Genomic DNA, 25,833 nt, shown 5'->3' on the forward strand with positions numbered 1-25,833 from the left:
GGAGACAGTACGTCCATGACGTCCCGACGAATTCTCTTCATCATCCGCTCCTACCGGCCCGACCAGGTCGGCGGCGGCGCCAAGTCCGTGCAGACCCTGGCCGAGGGCCTGGTCGAGCGGGGGCACGACGTGCACATCCTGCGCCTGGCCCCGCGCGGGGAGGAAGCCGCCACCTTGCGCGCCGGCATGGAGGCCGGAGTGACCGGGCCGGGCAAGCCGACGCTGCACGTCCTGCCGATCCGCAACATCTACTGGCCTTACGACAAGCGCCGCCGCTCCCCGGCGATGAAGGCGGTGTGGCACGCGCTGGACCTCTGGAACTTCCGCGCCGCGCGGGACGTGCGCCAGATGCTGGACATCATCCGCCCCGACGTGGTCAACACCAGCATCATCGACGGCTTCTCCACCGCGATCCTGCGCGAGGCCAAGCGCAGCGGTGCGCGGCTGATCCACACCATGCGCGACTACTATCTGATCTGCAGCCGCTCGGGCATGTACCGCGCGGGCGAGAACTGCACGTCGCTCTGTTCGGGCTGCAAGGTGGTGCGGGGGGTCAACCGCCGCCAGACCCGCAATGTCGACATGTTCCTGTCCAACAGCGCCTTCGTGGCGGATACCCACCGCCGCCACGGCGCCTTCGGGGAAGACAAGCCCTGTGCGGTGCAGTGGAACGTCAACGACCGCCCGCTGGTGCCCGAGGCGAAACAGCTGGCCGACGGCGCGCCGATGGTCTTCGGCTATATCGGCCGGCTCGCTCCCACCAAGGGCGTGGAGAAGCTGATCGAGGCCGTGCGCCGCCTGCCGCAGGGCGGCCGGCCGTGGTCGCTGGTGATCGCCGGTGACGGGGAGCCCGAATATGTGGCCGGGCTGAAGGCGCAGGCTGCGGGCGATCCGCGCGTGCAGTTCCTCGGCTGGCAGGCCGCGGAAGACTTCTATGGCGCGGTCGACGTGGTGGTCTGTCCCTCGGTCTACAACGAGCCGCTGCCCCGCGTGATCTACGAGGCTTACGGCTTCGCGCTGCCGGTCGTCGCCTCACGCGTGGGCGGCAATCCGGAAGTCGTCACTCCCGCCGAGACCGGCGAGCTTTACGACGGCGAGGATGCCGGCGAGCTGGCCGATAAGATCCAGCATTTCCGCACGCTCTCCGCCGACAGCTATGCCCGCTACAGTGCCGGCGCGCTCGACATGGGTGCGGTGTTCACATCGGGTGCGGTGATCGATCGTTACGAGAGCCATCTGGACCGGCTGTTCGATGCGGCCTGAGCGCGAAATGGCTGTGACCGACGGCACTTTCGCCCCGGCCGACCTCCACGCCGCCCCTGGCACTCTGCCGGCGCGCGGCCTGCCGGTGGGACGGTTCAGCCCGAGCAGCGGCATCCTGCGCGCCTGGCAGCGCATGAGCGGGCTCTGGGCCTCGGGACCGGCGGGGCGGGTGCTTGCGCGGGTGATCCGGGGGCACATCCGCCGCGCCTATGGCTGCTACATCGCGCCGACCACTCATGTCGGCGAGGCCGTCTACCTGCCGCATCCAGTGGGCGTGGTGATCGGTGACAATGCCGTGATCGGAGACGGGGTGACGATCTACCAGCACGTCACCATCGGCCAGGACGGCGCCGCCGGGCGCTGCCCGCGCATCGGCGCCGGGGCCACGATCTTCGCGGGCGCGACGGTGATCGGCGGCATCGAGATCGGCGCGGGCGCAGTGATCGGCGCCAATGCCGTGGTCAAGACATCGGTTCCTGCGGGGCACATCGCCGTCGGCGTACCGGCGCGGATCCTGCCGCCGCGTCCGTTTGCCCATGAAGCGGCGCTGCAAACGGAGGCTCGGCGATGAGCGGGGCGCGGGCCATGGAAGGCGCGGGCCTCGTCTCGCTCTGGCGGCGCATGTGCCGGCTCTACCCGCGCGGACGCATGGGGCGCGCCATGGCGACGGTGATCCGGCGCTACATCCACTGGCGCTATGCCTGCCACATCTCCCCGCTCTCACGCCCGGCGGGGTGGATCAACCTGCCGCATCCGGTGGGCATCGTGGTGGGCCACGATGTCGAGATCGGCGAAAACGCCACGATCTACCAGCACGTCACCATCGGCCAGTCGGGCCGGGAGGAAGGCTATCCGGTCGTGGGACCGGGTGCGGTGATCTACGCCGGCGCGGTCGTCGTCGGCCCGGTCCGCATCGGCCGCGAGGCGCGGATCGGCGCGAATTCCGTGGTCCTCCAGGACGTGCCGGACGGCGCCACCTCGGTCGGCGCCCCGGCCCGGATCGTCACGCAGAAGCGCAAGGACCTCCTGGCCGTATGAAGCTCGGGCGCATGAAACTCTCCAAGGGCGCGATCACCACCGCGGCACTGGGCATATCGAGCGGACTCAACTTCCTCTCGCTGATCGTCTGGACTCACCTGCTCAGCCCGGCCGAGTTCGGCACTTATGCGCTCGTCTCGGCGACGGTGCTGTTCCTCAACGCCACGATCTTCGAGTGGCTGCGCCTTACCGCCTCGCGCCTGCTCTACGACCCCGCGGCCGAGCATCAGCTCAACCCGGACATCGCCAATGCGCTTGCCACCGTCGGACTGGGCCTGATCCTGCTGCTGCTTCCAGTGGCGCTGTCGCTGCGCGGCTTCCAGGTCCACTTCATGGGTGTCGCGCCCGACTGGTGGCCGGCGATGTGGCTCTGGCTCTTTTCAGAAATGCTCTTTGCGATCAGCACCGTCGGCGCGCGCCTTCGCCTGCTCAGCTGGCGCTTCTTCACGATGATGACGCTGCGCTCCTCGCTCTCCCTGGCGGTGGGTGCGGTGCTGGTCTGGTTCTTCGACATGGGCGCGCTGGGCGTGGCCATCGGCATTCTCGGCGCCCAGATCGGCTGCGCGGTGCTTGCCAACGTCACGGACGCGGCCTGGCGCAATTTGCGGCCGCTGCAGGCGCGGGCGGCGGACCTGAAGGAAATCCTGCGCTACGGCGCGCCGCTGATCGTCAGTTCGGGGCTCGGCTATGCCAGTGCCGTGGCGGATCGCTACATCGTTTCCTCCACGCTGGGGAAGGCGGCGGTCGGCCAGTATTCGGTCTCCGTGGACCTCATGCAGAAGACCGTGATCTTCCTGATGCTGGCGGTCAACCTCTCGGCCTATCCGGCCATCGTCCGCGCGTTCGAGAACGAGGGACGCGAGGCGGGCGAGAAGATCCTGGCGGAGAACTTCATCGTCTACCTGATGATCGGCGCGCCGGCCGCGGCCGTGTTGGCGGCGCTTTCGCCGGGGGTGGCGCATCTCTTCGTCGGTCCCTCGTTCCGCGACACCGTGGCCATGTTGCTGCCTTATGTGGCGATCGCCGCCATCCTCAAGGCGCTGACCACGTTCCACCTCTCGGTGGCGCTGCAACTGGTCAAGAAGACGCGGCTGCTGATCATCTCGCCGGCGGTCAACCTGGCATTGCTGGTTCCCAGCGGCATCATAGGGGTGAAGCTGGCGGGCCTCACCGGCATGGCGATCGGCATAGCGGTCTCGCAGATCGGCAGTTTCGCGCTGTTCTACGCGGTGGTGAGCCGCCATGTTCGCACACCCCTGCTGACGCGCGCCTCCGCCTTCGTGGTGGTGCTCTCGCTGGCACTCGGCGCTGCGCTGGTGCCGCTGCGCGGCTTCAGCGAGCCGGTCGCCTGCCTGGCCCTGCTCGGCGCGGCGGGTGCCTTCTATTGCCTGGTGGTCTGGCGCGGGCACGGCTGGATCATGCGCAACAGCCAGGGCTGGAGCGCGGCATGAGTGCCGGCGCGCTCCCTTACGGCCCGCGCCCCGCAAGAAAGCGGAGCCAGAACTTCGCCGCCCTGCTGACCACGCTGACCGGCACGGCGGTGCTGCTCATCATGGCGCGCGAAGTCTTCGGCGGCGCGGCGCGCTATTATTTCGACCGCTTCGGCCTGGGGCCGCTCTGGTTCATTCCCGACCTTGCCGTGATCGCGGTGGTGCTGGCACGCCTGCTGCTGGCCGCCGTGACGCTGCGGCTGCCGACGCCGCTGATCTGGCTTTTCGCGGCGACTGCGGTGCAGATGGCTGTCGGCATCGTGGTCTACCAGAATGCCGTGGCCGTGTTCTCCGGCTTCAAACTGCTCTGCCCGCTGATCGCGGTGCTCATGCTGCCCCCCACGTATCTCAACGCCAAAGTCTGGCGCTGGGCCTGCCTGGCGCTGTTGGTGGTGGGGATCGCCGGCGTGGCGATAGACACCCGCGCGACGATGCCCTGGACCGGCTACTCGGTCTCGCAATTCGGCGTCGAGCGCGAGGCCGGGCGCGAATGGTGGATCCACGGGCAGGAGCGCATCGCCGGGCTGGGTGCGGCGAGCAGTGCCTCGGCCAGCATCCTGCTGCTGCTGGCGCTGATCGTGCTGCGGCAGGCCCGCACCTGGCATGTGCGTCTGCTGATCTACGTGGCGACGCTCTGGGCGCTCAACGTCACGACCTCGCGCACCAACCTGATCGCGCTGGCCGTGGCCATGGTGATCGACTTCTGGCCCTGGCGCTGGTTCCAGGGGCTTGGGCCGGGCCGCATGGCGCTGGGCGCCCTGCTTTCGGTCTGCTTCTTCCTGCCGGCTCTGGCCGGGCTCTGGTTCCTTGCCATCGACGGCGTGGGAGAGATATCGGTGGGCATGAGCAGCATGGTCGTGCGCGTTCACGTCACCTGGCCGGGGATCTGGGACATGATCGTCGATGGCGGCCCGGCGACGGCCCTGCTGGGCCACGGTTTCGGATCGGTGGGGCCATCGGCGTTCTACACGGGCGTCTATGTCTCGCCGTTCAGCGCGGTGGACAATCTGTTCCTCTACATCTTCTACCAGTTCGGCTTGTTCGGCGTGCTGATGGGCGTGGAACTGATCCGCCGCCTGGTACGGGTGCCGCGGCCGGACCGGCACATCGGCTTCGTGATCGCCATCCTCTCGGCCACGATCAACTGCCAGGGTGCGGCGCCGCTCGTGCTGATCGGCCTTGCCGCCTCGCTCGGCGCCTATCCGGCGCTGGCGAGCGGCGCGCGCGGCCGGATTCAGAAAGCGATCCGCGCGCTGCCCCGCCCCGCTCCCAACCCTTACCGCAACCCCCGCCGAGACCCCGAAACCCGCCACTGGGCGCGGGGGGGCTGGACGCCGGGAACGTCATGACCATGCACCGAGGACCCCATGCGCATTAAGGGCCTGGACGCCGCACGCGGCGTCGCCATCCTCTTCGTCGTGTTCGGCCATGTCTGGCGCGGACTGGACGGGCAGGGTCTGGTCGATCCACACCTGTTCCAGACCATCGACCGCGCCGTCTACTTGTTCCACATGCCGGTGTTCTTCCTGATTTCCGGCATGCTGTTCAAGGCGCCGGAGAGGCTGGGCGGAGGCGCGCTGCGGAACGGGCTGTCGCGGATCTCGATCAACCTGCTCTGGCCGATGTGCCTCTGGGCCTGGGTGGAAGGCTGCGTCCATCTGGTCACCGGAGCGGGCAACAAGGGGCGCATCTCGCCCTTCGAAGTGCTGACTTATCCGTTCCCGCCCAAGAGCGTGTTCTGGTTCCTGCTCGCGCTGTTCCTGTTCCAGGCGGTGGCCATGGTGCTGCGGGGAAGAGCCGCGGCGGCCGCGATCGCGGCGGCCTGCCTGGCCGCCGTCGTGGTGCTGCAGCCGCAGGGCCTGACCGGGCAGATCCTCCAGCACGCCCCCTTCTTCTTCGTGGGCCTGCTGGCGGGCACGCGCTGGCTGGAGAGGGGCCTGCCGCTCGTGCCCTGCCTCGCAGCCTTCCTCGCGGCCGAGGCGGCGGCCTTCATGCTCGCCGTCTCGCCCTTCAACACGGTGCCCGCCTATCTGTGCGGCGGCGCGGCCTGCGCCGCTTTCCTCGGCCTCTGCCTGAACGGCGGGGCGCTGCTGGACAAGCTGGGCGCCCGGAAGCTCGGCGAGCGCACCATGCCGATCTACCTCACGCACATCATCTTCGCTGCCGGCATGCGCGTGGTGCTGACGCGGCTGGGGCTCGGCAACGTCGCCCTGGTCGTGCTGGTATCGACGGCGGCGGGCGTGCTGCTGCCGCTGGTCCTGTTCGACCTGTCGCGCCGCTGCGGCCTAGCCGGCGTGCTGGGCTTCGAGCCGCTGCGAAAACGCCGGGGCCGGGAAGAACCTTGCGTCCAAGCGTCTGCCCGGCCCGAGTTCGCCGATGGCCCTTCCGTTGGCAGCGGGGCCTGATACCGGACGAGCAGGCCCGGTTTCGGCAAAGGCGGCCATGAAAAAAGGGGCCGCGTCAGTGACGCAGCCCCCGTTTCCTGCAAGGATCGGCCGCTCAGACCTGGTAGTAGTCCCGGTACCAATCCACGAACTTCGCCACGCCTTCGGTAACCGAAGTGGTGGGGCGGTAGCCCGTCAATTCCTGCAGCAGCGAGGCGTCGGCCCAGGTTGCGGGCACGTCGCCCGGCTGCATCGGCATCATGTTGATCTCGGCCTTCACGCCCGTCGCCGTTTCGATGGCGCGCACGAAGTCCATGAGCTGCACCGAATCCGAATTGCCGATGTTCACGGCACGCCAGGGCGCGACCGGCGAAAGACTGTCGTGCCCGGCGATGTCCTCTGCGCTTTCCGGGCGTACCGGCGCGCTGTCGATGAGGAGACGGATGCCCTGGACGAGATCTTCGACATACGTGAAGTCCCGCTTCATGTCGCCATGGTTGTAGACGTCGATCGGCTTGCCGGCGAGGATGTTCTTGGTGAACTTGAACAGCGCCATGTCCGGGCGGCCCCACGGCCCGTAGACCGTGAAGAAGCGGAACATCGTGATCGGCAGATCGTAGAGATGCGCATAGGAATGCGCCATCGCTTCATTGGCCTTCTTCGTCGCCGCGTAGAACGACATCTGCGTATCTACCTTGTGAGTCTCCGCATAAGGCATCTCGGTATTGGCGCCGTAGACCGAGGAGGTCGATGCCATCAGCATGTGCTGCGGCGGATAGGCCCGCGCGGCTTCCAGCATCTCGAACACGCCGATCAGGTTCGCCTCCACATAGGCGCGCGGATTGTCGATCGAATAGCGCACGCCGGCCTGGGCCGCGAGATTGACGACGATCTCGGGCCGTTCATCGGCGAAGATCTGCATCAGCCGCTCGGGGTCTTCGAGCTTGCCCTTGATGAAGTGGAAATGCTCGGACTGGCTGAGCATCGCCACCCGCCGCTCCTTCAGCGCGACTTCGTAATAATCGTTCAGGCTGTCCAGGCCGATCACCCGGAAACCGTCATCCAGCAGTCTGCGGCAAAGGTAGTACCCAATAAAACCCGCGGCACCCGTAATCAAAGCCGTACGGGGGGCAGCCTTGCCGACGACGTCATCAGTCATGCTAAAGTCCAGATTTTGTGGAGATGTCCGTACTTTCTGAAGGCCCGAGACGCACTTGGCAAGTCGCCCGAAAGGGCAGGCGTCCGACTGAGGGAACGGGTGGCCGACAGTTTTACGAGCGGTTGTTCTCAGTCGAGCGGATTTGGGCAACGAGGCGCGTTCGGCGATCCCATCCTACAAATTCGATTGCAGGAGGTGGGCGCGGAACGACAATCGATTTTGCAGCGCGGCAAAGCGCGCAGTCGATGCGCCATTCAGAAGCCGAGGTTGCCCTGCACCGGGGGCCTCGTGTCCCGCATCGGTACCGGAAATTGGTAAATCGTGCTGAAACTATTATTCTTCTTCAACAAGATGACTGCAAGATGAACAAGCCCGGTGGCAAGGCTAAGGCGCCGTCATCGCCGCGAATCGATTCGCTTGTCGAGACGCGGAACAGTGCCTGGCGTTGCGTGCGACATGTCTCGTCGGGCTTCTTTTAGGTGCGTCGCAGCATGGCGGTTGGATGTCTCTCATCGTCAATTTGCGGACAAGAATGGATTCCGTCGCGTTACTGCACCCGATTATCCCATATTCTGCGCAGGCGCTTGAACAGGCTCGCGATCCTCGGCAGAGCACTCGTGCCCATCGGTAGCAGTTTCACCTACCGGGAGTTTCCGATATTCCCCGCATCGGAAGCCCCGGTTCAAGCGGCCGGGGCGCACTTGCCGAACCTGCCCCGTCCGGGGCGGTCAGAGGAGCAGAAATGAAGATCGCTGTTGCAGGCGTTGGCTATGTCGGTCTGTCGAATGCGCTGTTGCTGGCGCAGAACCACGAAGTCGTGGCCAAGGATGTCGTGGCCGCCAAGGTGGACATGATCAATGCCGGTCGCTCGCCGATCGTCGATGCCGAGTGCGAGGCTTTCCTCCGCCGCGACGACCTGAATCTGCGCGCCACGCTGGATGCCGCGGAAGCCTATCGCGGCGCCGACTACGTGATCATCGCCGCGCCCACCAATTATGACGAAGTGACCAACCGCTTCGACACCAGCCTGGTCGAAGCCGTCATCCGCGAGGTCATGGACCATGCGCCCGATGCGGTCATGGTGATCAAGTCCACCATCCCCGTGGGCTTCACCACCGCGACTTCCGAGGCGATGGGCACGCGCAACCTGATCTTCAGCCCCGAGTTCCTGCGCGAGGGCAGGGCGCTTCACGACAATCTCCATCCCAGTCGAATCGTGGTGGGGGAGCAGTCGGAGCGGGCAAAGGTCTTTGCGGAACTGCTGCTGGAAGGCGCGATCAAGAAGGATGTGCCGGTCCTGTTCACGGACCCGTCCGAAGCCGAAGCCATCAAGCTATTTGCGAATACATACCTCGCGATGCGTGTGGCCTATTTCAACGAGCTGGACAGCTATGCGCTTTCGCGCGGGCTGGAGGCGCGCCAGATCATCGAAGGCATCGGCCTCGATCCGCGCATCGGCTCGCACTACAACAACCCTTCGTTCGGTTACGGCGGATACTGCCTGCCGAAGGACACAAAGCAGTTGCTGGCCAATTACCATGATGTTCCGCAGACCATCATCGGTGCGATCGTGGAGGCGAACCGGACGCGCAAGGACTTCATTTCCGACATGGTCCTGTCGCGCAGGCCCAGGGTGGTGGGTTTCTACCGCCTGGTCATGAAAGCCGGTTCCGACAATTTCCGCCAAAGCTCGATCCAGGGGATCATGAAGCGCATCAAGGCCAAGGGCATCGAGACGGTGCTCTACGAGCCGAGCTATCCCGATGACAGCTTCTTCAACACCCCGGTCGAAGCCGATCTGGAGACGTTCAAGCGGCGCGCCGACGTGATCGTCACCAACCGGATACTGCCCGAACTCGACGACGTGAGGGACAAGGTCTTCTCGCGCGATCTGTTCGGGTCCGACTAGCGCAAGGCCGGGCTTCGCCCGGCGGCGTCCCGCCCCATCCTCGAAGGACCACTTACGCCCATGAAACATAGTGTTCCTGTCGCCGAAGCACCCCTGACAGGGGGCCCGGCGCTGATCCGCGGCGAGCGCATCGCGCTCGTCCATGACTGGATTCCCCTGATTGCCGGGGCGGAGCGCGTGCTTCAGCAAATGGCGCACTGCACGCCGGGCAGCGACATCTTCACGCTGTTCAACTTCCTTCCCGAGGAAGTAACGCGGGAGTTCTTCGGCGCCGATCACAGGATACAGACGTCCGGTCTCAACGATCTGCCGCTGGTGGAGCAGTATTACCGCTTCCTCCTGCTGCAATCGACACGTGCGATCGAGGCGTTCGACCTGACCGAGCACGATGTCGTGCTCAGTTCCTCCGCGGCCCTGGCCAAGGGCGTGATAACCGGGCCAGGTCAGTTGCACGTCAGTTACGTCCACAGTCCTGCCCGTTATGCCTGGGATCTTACTCACGAGTATATCGCCACGGTCGGCGGCACGCTCGGCGGGCTGAAGCGGGCGGTTGCGCGCGAGATGATGCATCGGTTCCGGCTCTGGGACATGCGCACCGCGCAGAGCGTTGACCATTACCTGGCAAATTCACAGTTCATTGCCCGGCGGATCTGGAAGATCTACCGCCGCGAGGCGCAAGTGATCTATCCGCCCGTCAATACCGGCAACTTCGTGCCCGGTACGGCATCGCGCGGCGATCATTTCGTCACCGCTTCGCGCCTGGTGCCCTACAAGCGCGTCGAGATGATCGTGGAGGCCTTCAATCGCCGCCCGGACCTGCGCCTGAGAGTGATCGGCGACGGGCCGGACATGAAGAAGATCCGCCAGATCGCCGGTTCCAATATCGAGATCCTGGGGCACGTCCCATTCGAGCAGTTGATCGCCGAATTCCAGACGGCGCGGGCCTTGGTCTTTGCGGCGCTGGAGGATTTCGGGATCGTTCCGGTCGAGGCACAGGCCTGCGGAACCCCGGTCGTGTGCCTGGGCAAGGGCGGCACGGCCGAGACCGTGCGGCCCCTGGGCAGCAGCGGGGCGACGGGCGTGTGGTTCGAGGATCAGACGGTGGAAAGCCTGGTCGGCGCAATCGACATGTTCGTCGAGGGCGAGGGCGATATCCGCGCCGAAGATTGTATCGCCAATGCCGCCAGCTTCGGTGAGGAACGGTTCCGCCAGCAGTATTCGGACTGCGTCAATAGTCTCATTAGCTGATCGACTTTACAGGATCTGTCTTCGCCACCAGTCGACAGGTTCCGGGCGCGCGCAAATTTGAACCGGGAGCGACCTTCTTGGCCGCTCCCGGTTTTTCGCATCTGCGCAGGCGGTCGGCGTTAAGGCGCTGAAAAGCGTCGGCGAGAGGTCGGACCTTGCGCTGCGAATCCACCGGATCGACAGAGAGCGAGGGGCTGCAATCGGTTTTACTGTCGACGCGATCCGGCGTCTTTCCGGCTACTGCGATGGAAAGGCTTGAAAGTGCGACGAGAGGGGCCGGATCGAGGGCAAATTCCCGGTTCGCAATTTGCCCTCCATTGTGCAGCGCGGTATGGTCGAAGAAGACGATTGACCTGTATAGCGCAGTTCCAGGAGGACTCATGACGCAGAGAGACGTGCAGCCCTTCGCCATCGCTAGCCGATTGCTGGCCGCTACTTCGCGTGGGAGCTGCAGTTAAGGAACGGTCTCTTTCAGGACTGCATGTGATGCGGTTATTCTGAAATATCTCAGTATAAGTTCTGTCATTGTAATTCTTACCAGTCGAGTTGTTGATAGTAACGTCAGCCGGGTCGCAGACCGATGCCGACGGAATGCTCCATGGAAGCCCTTTCGATTGGGCGAGACTTGCGAAAGCAGACATTTTCGCATCCCGATCTGCAATCATAAGGAAGAAGCTCTGTCTGGGTCGTTAGCTGAGAAACGCACGGTCTTCGTGCCGAAAGCCCGTCCGGGAAGCCGCACGGTGCAGGCCGGAATCCTCGTTCTTGTCGGACTGCTGTTCGGCGGCGGCGGGTCCGGCGCGGGCCTGGCCAACCTGGTCGTCCAGCTTGCAGGCCTGGCGATCCTGGCCATCAACGGTCCGGCCGTGGCCGCTTTCTTCCGCACTGCTCCGCGCGGGCTTGTCGTGCTGGTGGCGCTGACGCTGCTTCTGCCGCTGCTTCAGCTGGTGCCGCTGCCGCCCGCGATCTGGCAGGCGCTGCCGGGCCGGGAATTCGTGGGGCAATCGCTCGACCTCACCGGCGGCAGCGATGTCTGGATGCCGTTCTCGCTCGACCCCAATCGCACGGCCATCGCCTTCTTCGCGCTCTTGCCGGCGCTCGCGGTCCTCGTCCTCGCCTGGCAGCTGGGGCGCGAAGACAAGCGCCAGTTGCTCATGCTGGTGGTCGCTTGCGGGCTGATCGTCGTGCTGCTCGGCGCCCAGCAACTGGCGACCGGCAATCGCCACCTCGTCTTCTACGCCGAGACCATCGGCTCACTCGATCTCCAGGGCACTTTCGCCAACCGCAACACCGGCGGGCTCATGCTCGACATCGCATTGGTGGCGCTGGTGGCGGTGTTCCCGCTGCGGCAGATCCGCGCGATCTGGACGCTGGGCGGCATGGCGACCGCCGTGCTGCTGATCGTGGGCGTCGTGCTCACCCGCTCGCGCACGAGCATGCTGCTTCTGCTGGTGCCCGCCGCGCTGGCCGCCTGGCGCTGGGTGCGCTGGCGCCGGCCGACCCTGACCCGCCGAACCGCGATCGCCGCGGGCGCCGTGGTGCTGGTCCTGGCAGGCGCAGCCAGCCTGCTGGCGAATAACCAGCGCGTGCAGAGCGCGTTCGGACGCTTCGACGCGGTGGAGGACGAGCAGCGCCCGCTGATTTGGAAGGACACCGTGGCCGCATCGCGTCGGTACTGGCCGGTCGGCAGCGGGATCGGCTCCTTCGACGATGTGTTCCAGGCCGACGAGGCCCTGGAAAACCTCAGCTATGGCCGCGCCCAGCGTGCGCATGACGACTTCCTGGAGGCCACGCTGGAATCCGGCCTGGTGGGCATTGCGCTGGTGCTGGGCTGGGCCTTTGTGCTCGGACGGCTTGGCGTGGCGGCGCTGCGCCGCGGCGGCATCGGACTGGCAGGCGTGGGCACGTTCGCGCTGGTCGCGCTTCAGTCGATCACCGACTACCCGCTGCGCAGCCAGACCCTGCTCTGCCTTTTCGCGCTCATGGCCGCGCTGCTGATCGGCGCGGAGCGGGACGAGGCCGAAAGTCGCCGCGGCGCGCCTGAACAGGGGGGTAAGAAGGGCGCCAGAAGCCGGCCGGCCGGCAGGTCTGGAAGCAGGGGCACAGGCGGGCGTGGGGGCCGGTCCGGGCAGGAGGACGGCTTGACCGCCTTCGCCCCTTCAGAACGGGTTTCCTGAACCTATGAACGAACTTCGGGTCAATAACCGCTCGCGTGGAAACAATAGGATGGCGGGACATATCTTGAACGATGCTTTTCTCGATCGGGTCGGTCTCGAAGGCCCCTCTCACGGATTTCCCCAAGGGGCTTCCCATGGCGAGCTTTACGGCGAGGAATCCGGGCCGGACCTGACCGCGCTGCTCAAGACCATCATGGGGATGGTCCGCCGCAACATCGCGCTGATCGCGGCCATCGTGGCGGCAACGCTGGTGCTGGGCGTGATCGTCACGCTGCTGATCGCGCCGCGCTACAGCGCAGGCGTGCGCGTGCTGATCGAGGACCAGGCCGACCAGATCATCGAGGGCAGCGAGCTTCAGAAGGTCACCAACGTCCAGGACGCCGAGCGCTTCCTGCAGACCCAGCTCGGCATCATCCAGAGCCGCTCGCTGGCCGAAAGCGTGGTCGAAAGCGGCCGGCTCGACCGTGATCCCGCCTTCTACGAAGCGATGGGCACCGACATGCCGACGCAGGAAGACGTGCTGAAATCGGGCGGGACCAAGAAGCTGGACCAGCTTCGCAAGGAAAGCGCCATCGATTCGCTGCTCGGCAGCCTGACCGTGACGCTGCCGCCCGACAGCCGGATCGTCAGCATCAGCGTCAGCAGCCGCAGCCCCGGTTATTCCGCCAAGCTGGCGCAGCTCTATGGCGAGCGCTACATGGAGCGGAACCTCAACCAGAAGTACGACAGTTCCTCCTACGCCCGGCGTTTCCTGGCCGACCAGCTGGACGAGGCGCGCGCCAAGGTCACTCAGTCCGAACGCGATCTCAACCAGTATGCCAGCGCCGCGGGCCTGATCCGCGTGACCAGCCAGGGGCAGGACGGCAACCAGGAATCGGTGCTTTCCGTCACCAACAACACGCTGGTCCAGCTCAACGATGCGGCGGCCAAGGCCACGGCGGACCGCATCGCTGCGCAGGATCGCTGGCTGACGCTGGCCAAGGCCGCGCCGCTGGCCATTCCCGAAGTCAACGCCAATCCGGCCGTCTCCACGCTCCTGGCCGAGAAGGCCAAGGTCGAGGCGGACCTTGCCGAGGAACGCACCCGCCACCTCGACGATTTCACCACGGTGAAGTCGAAGCAGGCGGAAATCGCCGAATACGAGAGCCGCATCGGCGCCATCTCGGATTCCATCAAGAAGTCGGCCTATCTCGAATACAAGTCGTCGCAGGAGCGTGAGAAGTCGTTCTCGGGCCAGGTCGAATCGCTGCGCGGCGAAGCGCTCAAGGAGCAGGACCGCGGCGTTCAGCTGGCCGTGCTGAAGCGCATCGCCGATACCAACAAGACGCTCTACGACACCCTGCTCTCGCGCTACAATCAGCTCAACGCCACGGCCGGGGCCTCGTCCAACAACCTGACGCTGGTCGACGGCGCGGAAGTGCCGGGCAAGCCCTACTCGCCGCGTCTGCTGGTCAATATCGTCGCCTCGCTGGTGCTGGGCCTGGTGCTGGCCGCCGGTGCGGTGCTGCTGCGCGAGATCTTCGACGATGCGATCCGCTCGCCCGAGGATGTCGAGCGCAAGCTGGGCATGCCGCTGCTGGGCCTGATCCCGCTGGAGAAGGGGGGCGATGTCGCCAGCCACTTCGACGACCGCCGCTCGCGGGTGAGCGAGGCCTATCGCTCGCTGGTCACCAACTTGCGCTATTCCACCGCGACCGGCCTGCCGGAAGTGCTCATGGTCACCAGTTCGCGCGAATCCGAGGGCAAGTCCACGACCGCCCGCGCGGTGGCGCACGACATTGCCGTGCTCGGCAAGCGGGTGCTGCTGGTGGACGCCGACTTGCGGCGCCCGACGCTGCACAACTTCATGAGCGACCGGAAGGCCACGGGCCTGACTGACGTGCTGACCGGCGAAAAGACCTTCGATGCGGCCCTGCAGCCCACCGAGGTCGCCAGCCTCAGCTACATGTCGGCACTGCCCGCGCCGCCGGATCCCGCGCTGATCCTCTCGGGCGAGGGGCTGCCGCACTTCATGGAGGAAGCGCGCCGCAAGTTCGACGTGGTGGTGATCGACTCCCCGCCGCTGCTGGGCCTTTCCGATGCGGCGCTGCTGGCCAACCATGCGGACGGCGTGCTGTTCATGGTCGATGCCTCCAGTTTCCATCGCGGCGCGGTGAAGTCCGCGCTGCGCCGCCTGGCCCTGATCAAGGCCAACATGCTGGGCGTGGTGCTCAACCGCTTCGACCCCAAGGTGGGCGGAGAGGACTACAACTACTATGCCGCGAGCTACTACAGCTACGGCGAAAAGGACTGACGCGGGATGACCTCGCTGATCGGTCGCACGGCGTGGATCGCCATCCTGGCCCTGGCCGCCATCGTGGCGGTGGGCGTGGAGATGGACCGGGAAGGGCGGCGCAATTTCGCCGTGGCCCAGCTTGTAGCCCGCTTCGTGCCGGCCTCGCTCCAGTCTTCCTCGCTGGAATCGCTGGCTCACGAGGCTTACGATAGCGGCGATGCGGCAAGGGGCGTGGCACTGTCGCAAGCCTTCGTGCGCCGCCGTCCGGTTCCTTCGGAAGGGCTGGCGCTGCTCGCTTACGGGCAGCTTCAAAAGGGTGAGCAGGACGCCGCGCTGCGTTCGGTGGTCCTGGCGGGCGATCGGGGCTGGCGCGACCGCTTCACGCAGGAGACGCTGGTCATGCTGGCGCTCCAGGCCGAGGAATGGAGCATCGCCGCCCAGCGCACCGTGGCGCTCTGGCGGATCGGGCTCAACGACGATCGCCTCAAGGACATGACCGCCGACCTGCTTTCGCGCCCTCAGGGGGTGGATGCCTTCGCCGCGCAAGTGGGCCAGGAGAAGTACTGGGCCAACGCCTTCCTGCCCTGGGCCGGTACCGCGATCAGGCCCGAGGCGCTGAAAACGGTGGCCTCCACCATGGCCCGCAAGGGCGCCAGGGTGGACTGCGCCGCGCTTTCCCCGCGCACGCTGATGCTGGTACGCTCCGGCCGCGCCGAAGCGGCGTCGATCCTGTGGCAGAACCTCTGCGCGAATGGACACTTCACACGGGCCGCCGATTTCGCCTTCCGCGAAGACCTGGGAGACGGCGCGCCGATCGGACCGTTCGACTGGCAATATCCCGAGGAATCCGGGCTGGATCGCAGTTTCACCGGCAGCAAGGCGGGCACCGTCCTGCATTACCGCAACCGCGAGCCGCTGCGCAGCGTGATCGCCAAGCGCAATGCGCTGCTGGCACCGGGCAACTACCGCGCCCGGATGGATGGGGCTGCTCATGCGGAAGCGGGCTTCCGGCCCATCGTCCTCCAGATCGTCTGCTATGCCGAGGATGGCACGGCGCGGCGTCTCGGCGATGCGGAAATGACCTCAGGCTCTACCGATTTCTTCATTCCGGACACGTTCTGCGCGAGCCAGGAACTCGTGATCCTCTCCGGCCGGGGCGAAGGCGAGATCGGCAGGCTGGAGATCGATCCGGCCTAGAGCGCCTTTTCGATGCGGCCCTTTCGATGCGAACGTCCCGGCCCGGCGTCTTGCCAGGTTTTCCGCTTCGGAAAGGAACGACCCTGATGGGGCGAAACCGCCAAGTCGAGAGAGAATTCGGTTAAGTACCTGCCCGAATGGCTGACTTGCCGACCGGGCGGGGGACAAGGATAACTTCCCCAAAGTTCATAAGGAAATGGAAGCGCCATGAAGATTGCGATGGTAGGTTCGGGCTACGTCGGCCTTGTCTCGGGTGCCTGTTTTGCCGATTTCGGCCATGAAGTGGTCTGCATCGACAAGGACGAGACCAAGATCCAGCGGCTGCTCCACGGCATGATGCCGATCTACGAGCCGGGCCTTGCCGAGCTGGTGGAATCCAATGTGGCCGCCAAGCGCCTTTCGTTCACCACCGACCTGGCTGAAGGCATTGCCGGCGCGCAGGCGATCTTCATCGCCGTGGGCACGCCTTCGCGGCGCGGCGACGGCCATGCCGACCTCTCCTACGTCTACGCCGTGGCGCAGGAAGTGGGCGAGCACCTTTCCGGCGATGCCGTGATCGTCACCAAGTCGACCGTGCCGGTGGGCACTGGCGACGAAGTGGAACGCATCATCCGCGCATGCAATCCGCCGCACCGCGTTGCCGTGGTCTCCAACCCCGAATTCCTGCGCGAAGGCGCTGCCATCGGCGACTTCAAGCGGCCCGACCGCATCGTCATCGGCGCCGAGGATGATTTCGGCCGCGATGTCATGCGCGAGGTCTACCGCCCGCTGTTCCTCAACGAATCGCCGATCCTGTTCGTCAGCCGCCGCTCGTCGGAACTGACCAAATATGCCGCCAACGCCTTCCTGGCCGTGAAGATCACTTTCATCAACGAGATGGCCGATCTTTGCGAGAAAGTGGGCGGCAACGTGCAGGACGTGGCGCGGGGCATCGGCCTCGACAACCGCATCGGCGGCAAGTTCCTCCATGCCGGACCTGGCTATGGCGGCTCCTGCTTCCCCAAGGATACCCTGGCCCTGCTCAAGACGGCGGAGGACTACGACAGCCCGGTCCGCATCGTCGAGGCGGTGGTTAAGGTCAACGATGCCCGCAAGCGCGCCATGGGCCGCAAGGTGGTGGATGCCCTGGGCGGCGTGGACGAAGCGCGCGGGAAGCGCGTGGCCATGCTCGGCCTGACCTTCAAGCCCAATACCGACGACATGCGCGATTCGCCGTCGATCGCCATTGCCCAGACGCTGGCCGATGCCGGGGTGACCGTGGCCGCCTACGATCCCGAAGGCATGGAGCAGGCCCGCCCGCTGATGCCCGAAGTGGAGATGAAGGAAGATCCCTACGCTGCAATCGAGGGCGCTGACGCCGTCGTCCTGGTGACCGAATGGGACGCTTTCCGCGCGCTCGACCTTGTCCGCATCAAGGCCATCGCCAAGGCGCCGGTGCTGGTCGACTTGCGCAATGTCTACAAGCCCGAGCATGTCCAGGAAGCGGGCTTCACTTACCTCTCGGTAGGACGCGGCACGCGTCCCAAGGAAAAGATCCGGAACGACGGGGAACAGGCACCCAGCCCCGTGCCGGCCTGATGCGTTTCGCCTGAGTTGCCACCGGCCGAACCCGGATCCGAGCCAGTCTCGGGTCCGGGCCAGGTTCGGGCCCGATGTCTGTCATCCGGGCCGGCATTCTTTCGGCAGAACACATCCCTTGCCATTGGACACCCTCCGGGGCGGGCCATGGACCATGTTCTTCAAGGCGTCGTGATGCCTTGCACCATGCGGAATCTGTCGTCGTTCGAAGGGGAGCCTGTCCGATGTCGCTCGTCAGGATATCCATGCCCATGCTGGCGCTGGTGCTTGCCCTTTCGGCGCAAGCGGCCGGGGCGCAGGCGCCGCAAGGCCTTGCCGACCTCGTCGGTGCCCGCGCCGCGGGCGGCGAAACAGAGCTGCGCGCCCGCGGCTACGAACGCGTCAAGGCCGAGAAAAGCGACGACCGCAGCTACACTTACTGGTGGAGCGCTTCCCGGTCGCAATGCCTTTCGGTCGCGACGAAGGAGGGGCGTTACGATTCGATCGTCGCCACCCCGGCCCCCGACTGCGGACACAGCGCCGGCAGCGGGAATGACCGCGACCGCTCGGCCTATCACCCCGATATCGGCTACAACGCCGCCGCCCCCTCATCGCAGCGCCAATCGCCCAGCTACGTCCAGGACCGCGACCGCTATCAGGTGGAGGGCCAGAACGTGGACCTCGGGCTGGTCTGCTTCGGGGACGGCACCCGCCCCGGCATGGCCACGAGCTACGGCTGGACGTGGAACAGCCGCACCGAGCGATACGACTACGGCAATCGCACGGAGATGACGGGGCAGCAGTTCGACGCATCGCTGATGGTGCAGCTCTGGTCCGGCGGTGGGCGCATCCGCCTGCCGAAGAAGCTGGTCCCGCCGATCAACAGCCGGGGGCAGGACGGCTGGTGGGACCTTTACGATGTGGAGCAGGGGCCGGACATGATCCGTGCCAGGTATCGGCTCAACGGGCTGAACAAGCCGCAGGTCACCATCGACCGCCGCAGCGGCCGGATCAGCGTGCAGGGCACCGCGCCTTATGCTTTCAGCGGTATCTGCGATCTGGTGGATGGCAGCGATCACCGCCGCTTCTGAAGCCCTGCGGTAATTCCGGGAGGGTTTGGCGCGGCGATGAACCGCGCCGATCCTGGCGTCTCTCAGTCTTGCGGGCGTCTCGTCCGCCCCATCAGATCAGGGCGAAGTGCTGCACGATCTGCCGGTCCAGCGGCTCGGCGAAGCGGACGGAAAGGCTGCGCGAATCGCGCCGCGTGGCCGTGGCCGCGAACGGGCCTATGGCGCCGATCCAGAGCGTGAGATCGCCCTCGATGCTGGCGGCCGGGGCATCGGTCTCCACGGCGCAGCCAAGGCTGGCGAGATCGGAAATGCGCACCGCGGTGGAACCGCCAGCGCTGACGCACTCGCCATAGAGAGTCGTATTCATATTCATTCTAGTGCCTGTTCTTCTTGGGTCCGGTTTCCCGGATCCCTTTCTGGTCATCCTGCAGCCCGCGGCTTTGCCGCGTGACCTTGCGGAGTCGCCTCCGCATTTCCCTTTCTAGCGAGTTTAGAGGTCAGATTGGTGGCAGGCGAGTTACGTTTCGCAAATGACAGGCGATTTCATGATGGACGACCGTTCTTCCGGGTCGAACTGAAACGTCAGGCCACTTCGTCCTGCCTGGTCGTGCTGGTCCGCTGCGGGGGCTTGCCTTCCAGCGCTTTCACGAAGTCCTCGCGCCAGCGCTGGACGTCATTGTCGCGCACGGAAGCGAGCAGCTTGGCGTGGCGTTTGCGGCGTTCGGCCAGCGGCATGTCGAGTGCCTTGCGAATTGTTTCCGCAACGTGCTCGATCGAGTGGGGATTGACCTGGAGTGCGTCCTTCAGCTGATGCGCGGCGCCCGCGAACTGCGAAAGGATGAGCACGCCGGGGTTCTCGGGATCCTGCGCCGCGATATATTCCTTGGCGACGAGGTTCATCCCGTCGCGCAGGGGCGTGACGAGGCCGATGTCCGCCGCGCGGTAGAACCCGGCGAGCTGGTCGCGCGGATAGCCGCGGTTGACGTAGCGGATCGGCACGAAGGCGACATCGGCATAAGCGCCGTTGATGTGCCCGGTCTTGCGCTCCAGGTCCTCGCGGATCTGCTGATAGCTGGCGACGTCCCCGCGCGAGGGGGGCGCGATCTGGAGCAGCACGGCCTTGCCCGCATCGTCGGGATTGTCGGCCAGGAAGCGACCGAAAGCCTCGAAGCGTTCGCCAAGGCCCTTCGAATAGTCAAGTCGGTCGACGCCGATCAGGATCTTGCGGCCGCGCACGCTGGACTTGAGCCGGTCGTGTGCTTCCTTGGCGCCCGGGCCGGCGGCGGATTCGGTGAATTCCGCGAAGTCGATGCCGATCGGGAAGGCGCGGGCGATGATCTTGCGGCCCTGGTACTCGACGGAATTGTCGAGATTGACCTTCAGGCCCATTTCCTTCTGCACATAGTGCAGGAAGCTTTCCAGCCATTCGGTGTTCTGGAAACCGATCACGTCGTATTCCAGCATCGAGGCCACGAGGCGTTCGTGGAACGGCAGCGAAACCAGCAGGCGCGTGGGCGGCCAGGGCGTGTGGAGGAACAGGCCCATGCGGTTCTTCACGCCCTTTTCGCGCAGCTGCGAGCCGAGCGGGAGGAGGTGATAGTCGTGGACCCAGACCAGGTCCTCGTTCTCGATCAGCGGCAGCACCGAATCGGCGAAGCGGGCATTTACCCGTTCATAGCCTTCGCCGAAATTGCGGTCGTATTCGGTCAGGTCGATGCGGTAGTGGAACAAGGGCCAGAGCGTGCGATTGGCATAACCGTTGTAGTATTCCTCGATATCCTGCGGTTCGAGGTCGATCGTGGCGGTGGTGATGCCGTCGTTGCGCTGCATGTCGAGGTGGCCGGTGAAGTCCTCGGTCTCCTGCCCGGACCAGCCGAACCATATGCCGCCATGTTCGCGAAGTGCGGAGTTGAGCGCCACCGCGAGCCCTCCCTGCGCCCCGGCGGCCCCAGCCGCCTTGGGAACCGAGACCCGGTTCGAGATGACGATCAGTCTACCCATTTACATTCCCCTGTGACGCGTCCGCGAGCACAGAGCGGACGCGTTTTGCGGGACCGGCGAGCATTCCGCGAAATTCGCCTGAGGCAAATCTCGAAACGGACTCAGCGCCAGTCCCGCCAAGACCGGGACAGTTGCCCGGCACAATTGATGATACCTACTAGCGAATAGGTCTGCGGAAAGTTCCCCCACAGCTCGCCGGTCTCGAAATCCATGTCCTCGGAAAGCAGGCCGGAGCGGGTGCGGTGGTTGAGCATGGCCTCGAACAGGCGGCGCGCCTCTTCGTCCTGGCCGCTGCGGTGCAGCGCCTCGATCAGCCAGAAGGTGCAGATGTTGAAGGCGGTTTCGGGCAGGCCGAAATCGTCCTCGCTATCGTAGCGCAGCATGTGTTCGCCGCGGCGCAGGGCCTTCTGCACCGCCTGGAGCGTGGCCTGGAACCGCGGATCGTCGGCATCGACGTAGCGCAGCTCGACCATCTGCAGCAGGCTGGCGTCGAGCTGGGATCCGCCGAAGCTGGCGGCATAGTGGCCCCCGGCACCGCCATCGTCGAAGTCGGCGCCCTCGACCGCGTGCCAGGCATGTTCGTCGATGTTCTTGCGCACGGTGGCCGCACGCTCGCGCCAGATCGCGGCGCGGTCGTGCAGTTCCAGGAACTCGGCGGCATTGGCCAGGCGGTCGCAGGCGGCCCAGCTCATGACGCTGCTATACGTATGCACGGCCGTGCGGGTGCGCAGTTCCCAAAGTCCCGCGTCGGGCTGGTCGTGAGTCTTCCAGGCCATTTCGCCCACCTGTTCCAGGCTGGCGAAATCCTCGTGCGTGGCGATGCGCAGCAGGCGCTGATCGGAAAACGCCTGGATCGCGGGCAGGACGATCTGCCCATAGCAGTCGTTCTGGACCTGGTAATATGCCGCATTGCCGATGCGCACCGGACCCATGCCGCGGTAGCCTGCCAGGTCCGGCGCTTCCCATTCGATGATCTCGCGTCCGCCGCTCACCGCATAGAGCGGCTGGATCGCGCCGCCCTCGGCATCGTCGATGATGTTGCGCAAGTAGGAGAGGTATTTCTCCAGCACGTCCAGCGCGCCCAGGTGGTTGAGGGCCTGGACCGTGTAATAGGCGTCGCGGATCCAGCAATAGCGGTAGTCCCAATTGCGCTGGCTGCCCGGCGCTTCGGGAATCGAGGTGGTGAGCGCGGCGACGATCGCGCCGGTCTCCTCGTGCTGGCAGAGCTTGAGCGTGATCGCGGCGCGGATCACCGCGTCCTGCCAGTCCAGCGGGGTGGCCAGCCCGCGCACCCAGAGCCGCCAGTAGTCGCCGGTGTGGCGGAGCATCGATTCCAGTTCGTGCTCGATATCGCCGGTGAAGGGCTCGTCCGGCCCGAGGAAGAAGTGCTGGGTGGTTTCGAGCCGGTAGTAGCGCTCGTCCAATACGTAGCCCACCGGGGCATTGGTGGTGAGCCGCAGGGTGTTGCGCTCCACCAGGTAGCGGATGTGGTTGGAGCCGCGCGTGACGGGCGCGAGCTGCGCGCCGTAGCCGCTCATCGGCGTCAGCACCGTGCGGATGCGCGGCGAACCGCTGACCGGGCGAACGATGCGCGCATAGGCGACAGGGCGATAGGTCCGGCTCGAGCGTTCGAACCGAGGGCAGAAGTCGATGACTTCCACCACCCCGCCGCCCGCGTCTTCCAGCCGGGTGATCAGGATCGGTGTGTTGCGCGAATAGCGCTGGGTGACCGAGACCTGGTTTTCCAGCTCGAAGCGCCAGGTGCCGGCGTCCTGCCCTTCCGCGCCGCGGAGCAAGGCGCAGAACGTGGGGTCTCCATCGACCCGGGGAACGCAGCCCCAGACGAGGGCGCCGCTGGTGTCGATCAGGCCGGAGACCTGACAATTGCCGATGGGCCAGAGTTCGAGCGAGCTCATGCCGGGCTGTTCTCCCTATTCGAATGTGAAGCGTGGTCTGGCGTGGCGCCCGCGAGCCAGTCGTGCACGGCGGGTACGCCGTCCAGCCGCCAGCGGGCGAGGGTCCGGCGCATCGGCCCGACAAGAATTCCCGCGCCGCCGAGCCGGGTCACGGCCGCGAAAGCGTCTTCGTCGGTCACGTCATCGCCTGCGAAGAGCGGCCTGGCACCGGCGAACGGCGCCATTTGCATGAAACGAGCGACGGCGCTGCCCTTGTCGGAACCGGGCATCGACAGTTCGATCACCTGCTTGCCGTGCTTCAGTTTCAGGCCGAACGCCTCGCCGGTCTCGGCCGCGCAGGCGAGCAGGGCGGGCATGGCTTCGGGCCGGCGGCGGTAATGGACGGCGATGCTGAACGGCTTCGGCTCCACCAGCAGGTCGCCGTTGGCCCGGGCAAAGTCCGAAAGGCGCTGCGCGACCACCGGGGGCAGGGGCTGGGCGAGCGGGACGACATCGCGGGTGCCCGCGGCCCGAAACTCGCCGCCATGCGATCCGGCGACCGCCACGTCGAGCGGCCCGAGCATGGCTTCCAGCGCATCGAGCGAACGCCCGGTCACGATCGCGAAGCGTCCGTCCAGGCGCTGCGACAGGCGCGCGATCCTTTTCGGCAGGTCGGGGGGGACGATCACCCCGTCAGGATGGTCGGCAATCTCGACGAGCGTGCCGTCGAAGTCGAGGAACAGCGCAATCGGTTCATCCGCGTCGAGGAGAGCGGGGACGACCTTGGCTTCCGTGTCGAAGGCTTCCGTGTCGAATTCCGGGCGAAATCCGGGGGTCAGAGGAGGAGGAGGCGGCAGATCGCGCGGAATTGCGCCATGTTCCGCCAGCGATGGACTTTCGCGTGGATCGGTCATTACGTTCAGTCTTGCACCTTCGAAGGAGGATGGCCACCCCTCTTGCGGCGAAACTTGCGCCGGATCGGCCGGATGTCGCAGTGCAACGAACGGTCGTCTCCAGGGTTCCAAACCGGCCCGAGAGCGCGTCCCGAAGACGGGCGAAAACAGGTGCATTTTGGCGCCAAGAGGCTGCGGTTCATGGAATTTTCCGCACAAGTCGCAGAAATTGTCATCGTATTGGCGCAGGAACACGATTTCCTTCTCCCGCCGTTGATGGCAGGGCGCTCTCACACGCAAATGCGAAAAGGCATGGAATGAAGCAGATCATCGCATTCGATCTCGACGGAACCCTGGCGCTGAGCAAGCAGCCGCTGACCGAAGAGATGGCACAGCTCATGGCCGGACTGCTGGAAGTGGCGCAAGTCGCCGTGATTTCCGGTGGCGACTGGCCCCAGTTCGACAAGCAGGTGGCCAGCCGCCTGCCCGCCCATGCCGACCGTTCGCGGCTCTGGCTGATGCCGACCAGCGGCGCCAAGCTCTACGTCCACAAGGATGAGGCCTGGACCCCGGTCTACGCCGAACTGTTCACCGACGAACAGAAGCGCGAGATTCTGGAGGCTTTCGACGCCTCGCTCGCCGCCACCGGCTTCACCCCGGAAGAAACCTGGGGCGAACGGATCGAGGATCGCGGCAGCCAGATCACCTTCTCGGCGCTTGGCCAGCAGGCCCCGCTCGAAGCCAAGGAAGTCTGGGATCCCGACTTCGCCAAGCGCAAGGTGATCCAGGCCGACCTGGTGAAGCGCCTGCCCGGCGTTTCGGTGAATCTCGGCGGCGCCACGTCGGTGGACGTCACCCAGCCCGGTGTCGACAAGGCCTGGGGCCTCAAGCGCCTGGCCGAGCACAGCGGCGTGGCCGAGGCCGACATGCTGTTCATCGGTGATGCCATCTTCCCCGGCGGCAACGACTATCCGGCGAAGGCCATGGGCCTCGACACGATCTGCGTGCGCGATGCCGGTGATACCGCCAATGTGATCGCGGCGATCATCGCCTGCCAGAAGGCGGGCTGACGGCAACGCCTCCCGCGCGAACCGGCGGGTGCCTGCCTTCTACCTGACGCTGATCGCGGTCCTGCTCGCCGGTTTCGGCGCGCGGGACCAGGTCACGATCGCCGGTCTTGCCGCGCGGCAGGGGCGGCGGCCGGGTGTCCTGCTGGTCGCCCTGCTGAGCGCGGCGCTCACCGCCGCCTTCGCTGCCTGGCTGGCGGGGCTGATGCTGGCGGAACTGCCGCCACCGGCGCGGGCCATATTCGCCGGCATGGCGCTCGGGCTGGCGGGACTGGAATCGCTGGTCCTCGTGCCGCGCCGCCGCCCGGCCGAGCCGACCAATTCGCTGGGCGCGCTGCTGCTGGTGCTGCTCGCCAACCAGGCGACCGACGCGGCCCGCTTCCTGATCTTCGGCATGGGCGTGGGCATGGCGGCGCCGCTGGCTTCCGGTGCGGCCGGTGCCGTGGGCGGGGCCGTGCTGGCCGCAGCGGCCTGGGCTGGCCCTCATCTTCTCGATCTTGCCGCCTTGCGCTGGGTCCGGCGGATCGTCGGGCTTGGCCTGCTTGCGGCGGCGCTGGTTCTGTTCCTGCGGGAATTTTCGATACTCTGATCGGAAATTGATCGTGAACCGGGGGTTCAATTCCGCGTTCACAAATCTACATAAGACATCGAGGGCCGGGGCCAGATCGCCAAGGCCGGCATGCAACGTCACACAGCAATTGGGGAACCACGGCATGACATCCAAGGACAATTCCAGGGCCGCTCTGATCGACAGCCTGAACGGGCTGCTGGCCGACACCTTCGCGCTCTACATCAAGACGAAGAACTTCCACTGGCACGTCCGCGGCCCGCAGTTCCATGACCTGCACTTGCTGTTCGACACCCAGGCCGGTGAGATCTTTGGCCTGACCGACCTCATTGCCGAGCGCGTTCGCAAGCTGGGCGGCACCACCATGACCTCGATCGGCTCGATCGCCGCGAAAACCTCGGTCGCGAACCAGGACGATACCGGCCTGGATGCCATGGGCATGGTCAAGGAACTGTTCGAAGACAACAGCGCTTATGTCGCGGCGCTCAAGTCCACCAAGGAACTGGCCGGCGAAGCGGGCGACAACGCCACCGACGGCATTATCGACGACTGGACCGACCAGGCCGAGCAGCGCGCCTGGTTCCTGCGCGAAATTCTCGCCTGACAGGAATGAGGGGCCACCCGCCTGCGGGCTGGCCCTTT

Annotated in this window: 22 protein-coding genes; 16 read left to right on the plus strand and 6 right to left on the minus strand. The window is 65.8% G+C overall.

Features of this window, described 5'->3' with window-relative positions; all coding sequences use genetic code 11:
• Positions 1-15: 15 nt before the first annotated feature.
• From EDF58_RS18925 to EDF58_RS18950, 6 genes are read left to right on the plus strand one after another with little or no spacing between them, the layout of a single operon-like run.
• Positions 16-1,263, plus strand: a complete 1,248-nt coding sequence (locus EDF58_RS18925; protein ID WP_165921481.1) for a glycosyltransferase family 4 protein — start codon at positions 16-18, stop codon at positions 1,261-1,263.
• Between the two features lie 7 nt (positions 1,264-1,270).
• Positions 1,271-1,834: a DapH/DapD/GlmU-related protein gene (locus EDF58_RS18930; RefSeq protein ID WP_165921482.1), complete on the plus strand. Its 564-nt coding sequence runs from the start codon at positions 1,271-1,273 to the stop codon at positions 1,832-1,834.
• Positions 1,831-2,301, plus strand: a complete 471-nt coding sequence (locus tag EDF58_RS18935) for a hypothetical protein (protein ID WP_132268377.1) — start codon at positions 1,831-1,833, stop codon at positions 2,299-2,301. The genes EDF58_RS18930 and EDF58_RS18935 overlap by 4 nt, the downstream gene beginning before the upstream one ends.
• On the plus strand, positions 2,298-3,752 hold the full coding sequence (locus EDF58_RS18940) for a lipopolysaccharide biosynthesis protein (RefSeq protein WP_132268378.1): 1,455 nt from the start codon (positions 2,298-2,300) through the stop codon (positions 3,750-3,752). Before EDF58_RS18935 ends, EDF58_RS18940 begins: the two co-directional genes overlap by 4 nt.
• Positions 3,749-5,140, plus strand: coding sequence for an O-antigen ligase domain-containing protein (locus EDF58_RS18945; RefSeq protein WP_132268380.1), 1,392 nt, complete (start codon positions 3,749-3,751; stop codon positions 5,138-5,140). Before EDF58_RS18940 ends, EDF58_RS18945 begins: the two co-directional genes overlap by 4 nt.
• An 18-nt stretch (positions 5,141-5,158) precedes the next feature.
• A complete protein-coding gene (locus EDF58_RS18950) occupies positions 5,159-6,196 on the plus strand; it encodes an acyltransferase (protein WP_132268382.1) in 1,038 nt (345 codons plus the stop codon).
• A 94-nt stretch (positions 6,197-6,290) separates the two neighbouring features.
• Here EDF58_RS18950 and EDF58_RS18955 read toward each other — a convergent pair whose 3' ends face one another.
• Positions 6,291-7,334: an SDR family NAD(P)-dependent oxidoreductase gene (locus tag EDF58_RS18955; RefSeq protein WP_132268384.1), complete on the minus strand. Its 1,044-nt coding sequence runs from the start codon at positions 7,332-7,334 to the stop codon at positions 6,291-6,293.
• Positions 7,335-8,076: 742 nt separating this feature from the next.
• Here EDF58_RS18955 and EDF58_RS18960 point away from each other — a divergent pair.
• Both EDF58_RS18960 and EDF58_RS18965 read left to right on the plus strand, forming a co-directional pair.
• Entirely contained in the window at positions 8,077-9,243 is a 1,167-nt protein-coding gene (locus EDF58_RS18960; RefSeq protein WP_132268386.1) for a nucleotide sugar dehydrogenase, read from the plus strand.
• A gap of 60 nt (positions 9,244-9,303) precedes the next feature.
• On the plus strand, positions 9,304-10,491 hold the full coding sequence (locus EDF58_RS18965) for a glycosyltransferase (protein WP_132268388.1): 1,188 nt from the start codon (positions 9,304-9,306) through the stop codon (positions 10,489-10,491).
• Here EDF58_RS18965 and EDF58_RS18970 read toward each other — a convergent pair.
• On the minus strand, positions 10,484-10,903 hold the full coding sequence (locus EDF58_RS18970) for a hypothetical protein (RefSeq protein WP_132268390.1): 420 nt from the start codon (positions 10,901-10,903) through the stop codon (positions 10,484-10,486). The genes EDF58_RS18965 and EDF58_RS18970 overlap by 8 nt on opposite strands.
• Before the next feature lie 331 nt (positions 10,904-11,234).
• Here EDF58_RS18970 and EDF58_RS18975 point away from each other — a divergent pair, with 331 nt between their 5' ends.
• The 5 genes from EDF58_RS18975 to EDF58_RS18995 all read left to right on the plus strand — a co-directional run bounded on the left by EDF58_RS18975 (position 11,235) and on the right by EDF58_RS18995 (position 18,788).
• On the plus strand, positions 11,235-12,668 hold the full coding sequence (locus tag EDF58_RS18975; RefSeq protein WP_165921483.1) for an O-antigen ligase family protein: 1,434 nt from the start codon (positions 11,235-11,237) through the stop codon (positions 12,666-12,668).
• Positions 12,669-12,732: 64 nt separating this feature from the next.
• A complete protein-coding gene (locus EDF58_RS18980; protein WP_165921484.1) occupies positions 12,733-14,961 on the plus strand; it encodes a polysaccharide biosynthesis tyrosine autokinase in 2,229 nt (742 codons plus the stop codon).
• Between the two features lie 6 nt (positions 14,962-14,967).
• The gene (locus EDF58_RS18985; RefSeq protein WP_132268396.1) at positions 14,968-16,140 is read left to right on the plus strand and encodes a hypothetical protein; all 1,173 of its coding nucleotides are present in this window, start codon (positions 14,968-14,970) and stop codon (positions 16,138-16,140) included.
• Positions 16,141-16,347: 207 nt separating this feature from the next.
• Positions 16,348-17,718, plus strand: a complete 1,371-nt coding sequence (locus EDF58_RS18990) for a UDP-glucose/GDP-mannose dehydrogenase family protein (protein WP_132268398.1) — start codon at positions 16,348-16,350, stop codon at positions 17,716-17,718.
• 224 nt (positions 17,719-17,942) lie between these two features.
• Positions 17,943-18,788 (plus strand): hypothetical protein, encoded by an 846-nt coding sequence (locus EDF58_RS18995; protein ID WP_165921485.1) that lies wholly within the window; start codon positions 17,943-17,945, stop codon positions 18,786-18,788.
• Positions 18,789-18,879: 91 nt separating this feature from the next.
• Here the strand turns inward: EDF58_RS18995 and EDF58_RS19000 are convergent, their stop codons facing one another.
• The 4 genes from EDF58_RS19000 to otsB all read right to left on the minus strand — a co-directional run bounded on the left by EDF58_RS19000 (position 18,880) and on the right by otsB (position 23,577).
• Positions 18,880-19,140 (minus strand): hypothetical protein, encoded by a 261-nt coding sequence (locus EDF58_RS19000; protein ID WP_243654367.1) that lies wholly within the window; start codon positions 19,138-19,140, stop codon positions 18,880-18,882.
• A gap of 209 nt (positions 19,141-19,349) precedes the next feature.
• Positions 19,350-20,768, minus strand: coding sequence for an alpha,alpha-trehalose-phosphate synthase (UDP-forming) (otsA, locus tag EDF58_RS19005; protein ID WP_132268399.1), 1,419 nt, complete (start codon positions 20,766-20,768; stop codon positions 19,350-19,352).
• Between the two features lie 101 nt (positions 20,769-20,869).
• Positions 20,870-22,684: a glycoside hydrolase family 15 protein gene (locus EDF58_RS19010; RefSeq protein WP_132268401.1), complete on the minus strand. Its 1,815-nt coding sequence runs from the start codon at positions 22,682-22,684 to the stop codon at positions 20,870-20,872.
• The gene (otsB, locus tag EDF58_RS19015; RefSeq protein ID WP_132268403.1) at positions 22,681-23,577 is read right to left on the minus strand and encodes a trehalose-phosphatase; all 897 of its coding nucleotides are present in this window, start codon (positions 23,575-23,577) and stop codon (positions 22,681-22,683) included. Before otsB ends, EDF58_RS19010 begins: the two co-directional genes overlap by 4 nt.
• A 296-nt stretch (positions 23,578-23,873) precedes the next feature.
• Between otsB and EDF58_RS19020 the strand changes: the two genes are divergently transcribed.
• From EDF58_RS19020 to EDF58_RS19030, 3 genes are all read left to right on the plus strand, one after another.
• Positions 23,874-24,626, plus strand: a complete 753-nt coding sequence (locus EDF58_RS19020; RefSeq protein WP_132268405.1) for an HAD-IIB family hydrolase — start codon at positions 23,874-23,876, stop codon at positions 24,624-24,626.
• 28 nt (positions 24,627-24,654) lie between these two features.
• Entirely contained in the window at positions 24,655-25,212 is a 558-nt protein-coding gene (locus tag EDF58_RS19025; RefSeq protein ID WP_132268407.1) for a hypothetical protein, read from the plus strand.
• A 124-nt stretch (positions 25,213-25,336) separates the two neighbouring features.
• Positions 25,337-25,795 carry a DNA starvation/stationary phase protection protein gene (locus tag EDF58_RS19030; protein ID WP_132268409.1) on the plus strand — a complete coding sequence of 153 codons (459 nt, stop codon included), beginning with the start codon at positions 25,337-25,339 and terminating at the stop codon, positions 25,793-25,795.
• Positions 25,796-25,833 lie beyond the last annotated feature (38 nt).

Origin of the sequence: Novosphingobium sp. PhB57, from assembly GCF_004342985.1 — a bacterium.
Classification (GTDB): Bacteria; Pseudomonadota; Alphaproteobacteria; order Sphingomonadales; family Sphingomonadaceae; genus Novosphingobium.

Coding starts and splice junctions, on each gene's coding strand:
- EDF58_RS19030 (WP_132268409.1), top strand. CDS start 25,337: ATGACATCCAAGGACAATTCCAGGGCCGCTCTGATCGACAGCCTGAAC.
- EDF58_RS18955 (WP_132268384.1), bottom strand. CDS start 7,334: ATGACTGATGACGTCGTCGGCAAGGCTGCCCCCCGTACGGCTTTGATT.
- EDF58_RS18950 (WP_132268382.1), top strand. CDS start 5,159: ATGCGCATTAAGGGCCTGGACGCCGCACGCGGCGTCGCCATCCTCTTC.
- EDF58_RS19010 (WP_132268401.1), bottom strand. CDS start 22,684: ATGAGCTCGCTCGAACTCTGGCCCATCGGCAATTGTCAGGTCTCCGGC.
- EDF58_RS18970 (WP_132268390.1), bottom strand. CDS start 10,903: ATGGCGAAGGGCTGCACGTCTCTCTGCGTCATGAGTCCTCCTGGAACT.
- EDF58_RS19020 (WP_132268405.1), top strand. CDS start 23,874: ATGAAGCAGATCATCGCATTCGATCTCGACGGAACCCTGGCGCTGAGC.
- EDF58_RS18985 (WP_132268396.1), top strand. CDS start 14,968: ATGACCTCGCTGATCGGTCGCACGGCGTGGATCGCCATCCTGGCCCTG.
- EDF58_RS18990 (WP_132268398.1), top strand. CDS start 16,348: ATGAAGATTGCGATGGTAGGTTCGGGCTACGTCGGCCTTGTCTCGGGT.
- EDF58_RS19000 (WP_243654367.1), bottom strand. CDS start 19,140: ATGAATATGAATACGACTCTCTATGGCGAGTGCGTCAGCGCTGGCGGT.
- EDF58_RS18935 (WP_132268377.1), top strand. CDS start 1,831: ATGAGCGGGGCGCGGGCCATGGAAGGCGCGGGCCTCGTCTCGCTCTGG.
- EDF58_RS18945 (WP_132268380.1), top strand. CDS start 3,749: ATGAGTGCCGGCGCGCTCCCTTACGGCCCGCGCCCCGCAAGAAAGCGG.
- EDF58_RS18925 (WP_165921481.1), top strand. CDS start 16: ATGACGTCCCGACGAATTCTCTTCATCATCCGCTCCTACCGGCCCGAC.
- EDF58_RS18930 (WP_165921482.1), top strand. CDS start 1,271: ATGGCTGTGACCGACGGCACTTTCGCCCCGGCCGACCTCCACGCCGCC.
- otsA (WP_132268399.1), bottom strand. CDS start 20,768: ATGGGTAGACTGATCGTCATCTCGAACCGGGTCTCGGTTCCCAAGGCG.
- EDF58_RS18960 (WP_132268386.1), top strand. CDS start 8,077: ATGAAGATCGCTGTTGCAGGCGTTGGCTATGTCGGTCTGTCGAATGCG.
- EDF58_RS18940 (WP_132268378.1), top strand. CDS start 2,298: ATGAAGCTCGGGCGCATGAAACTCTCCAAGGGCGCGATCACCACCGCG.
- EDF58_RS18965 (WP_132268388.1), top strand. CDS start 9,304: ATGAAACATAGTGTTCCTGTCGCCGAAGCACCCCTGACAGGGGGCCCG.
- otsB (WP_132268403.1), bottom strand. CDS start 23,577: ATGACCGATCCACGCGAAAGTCCATCGCTGGCGGAACATGGCGCAATT.
- EDF58_RS18995 (WP_165921485.1), top strand. CDS start 17,943: ATGTCGCTCGTCAGGATATCCATGCCCATGCTGGCGCTGGTGCTTGCC.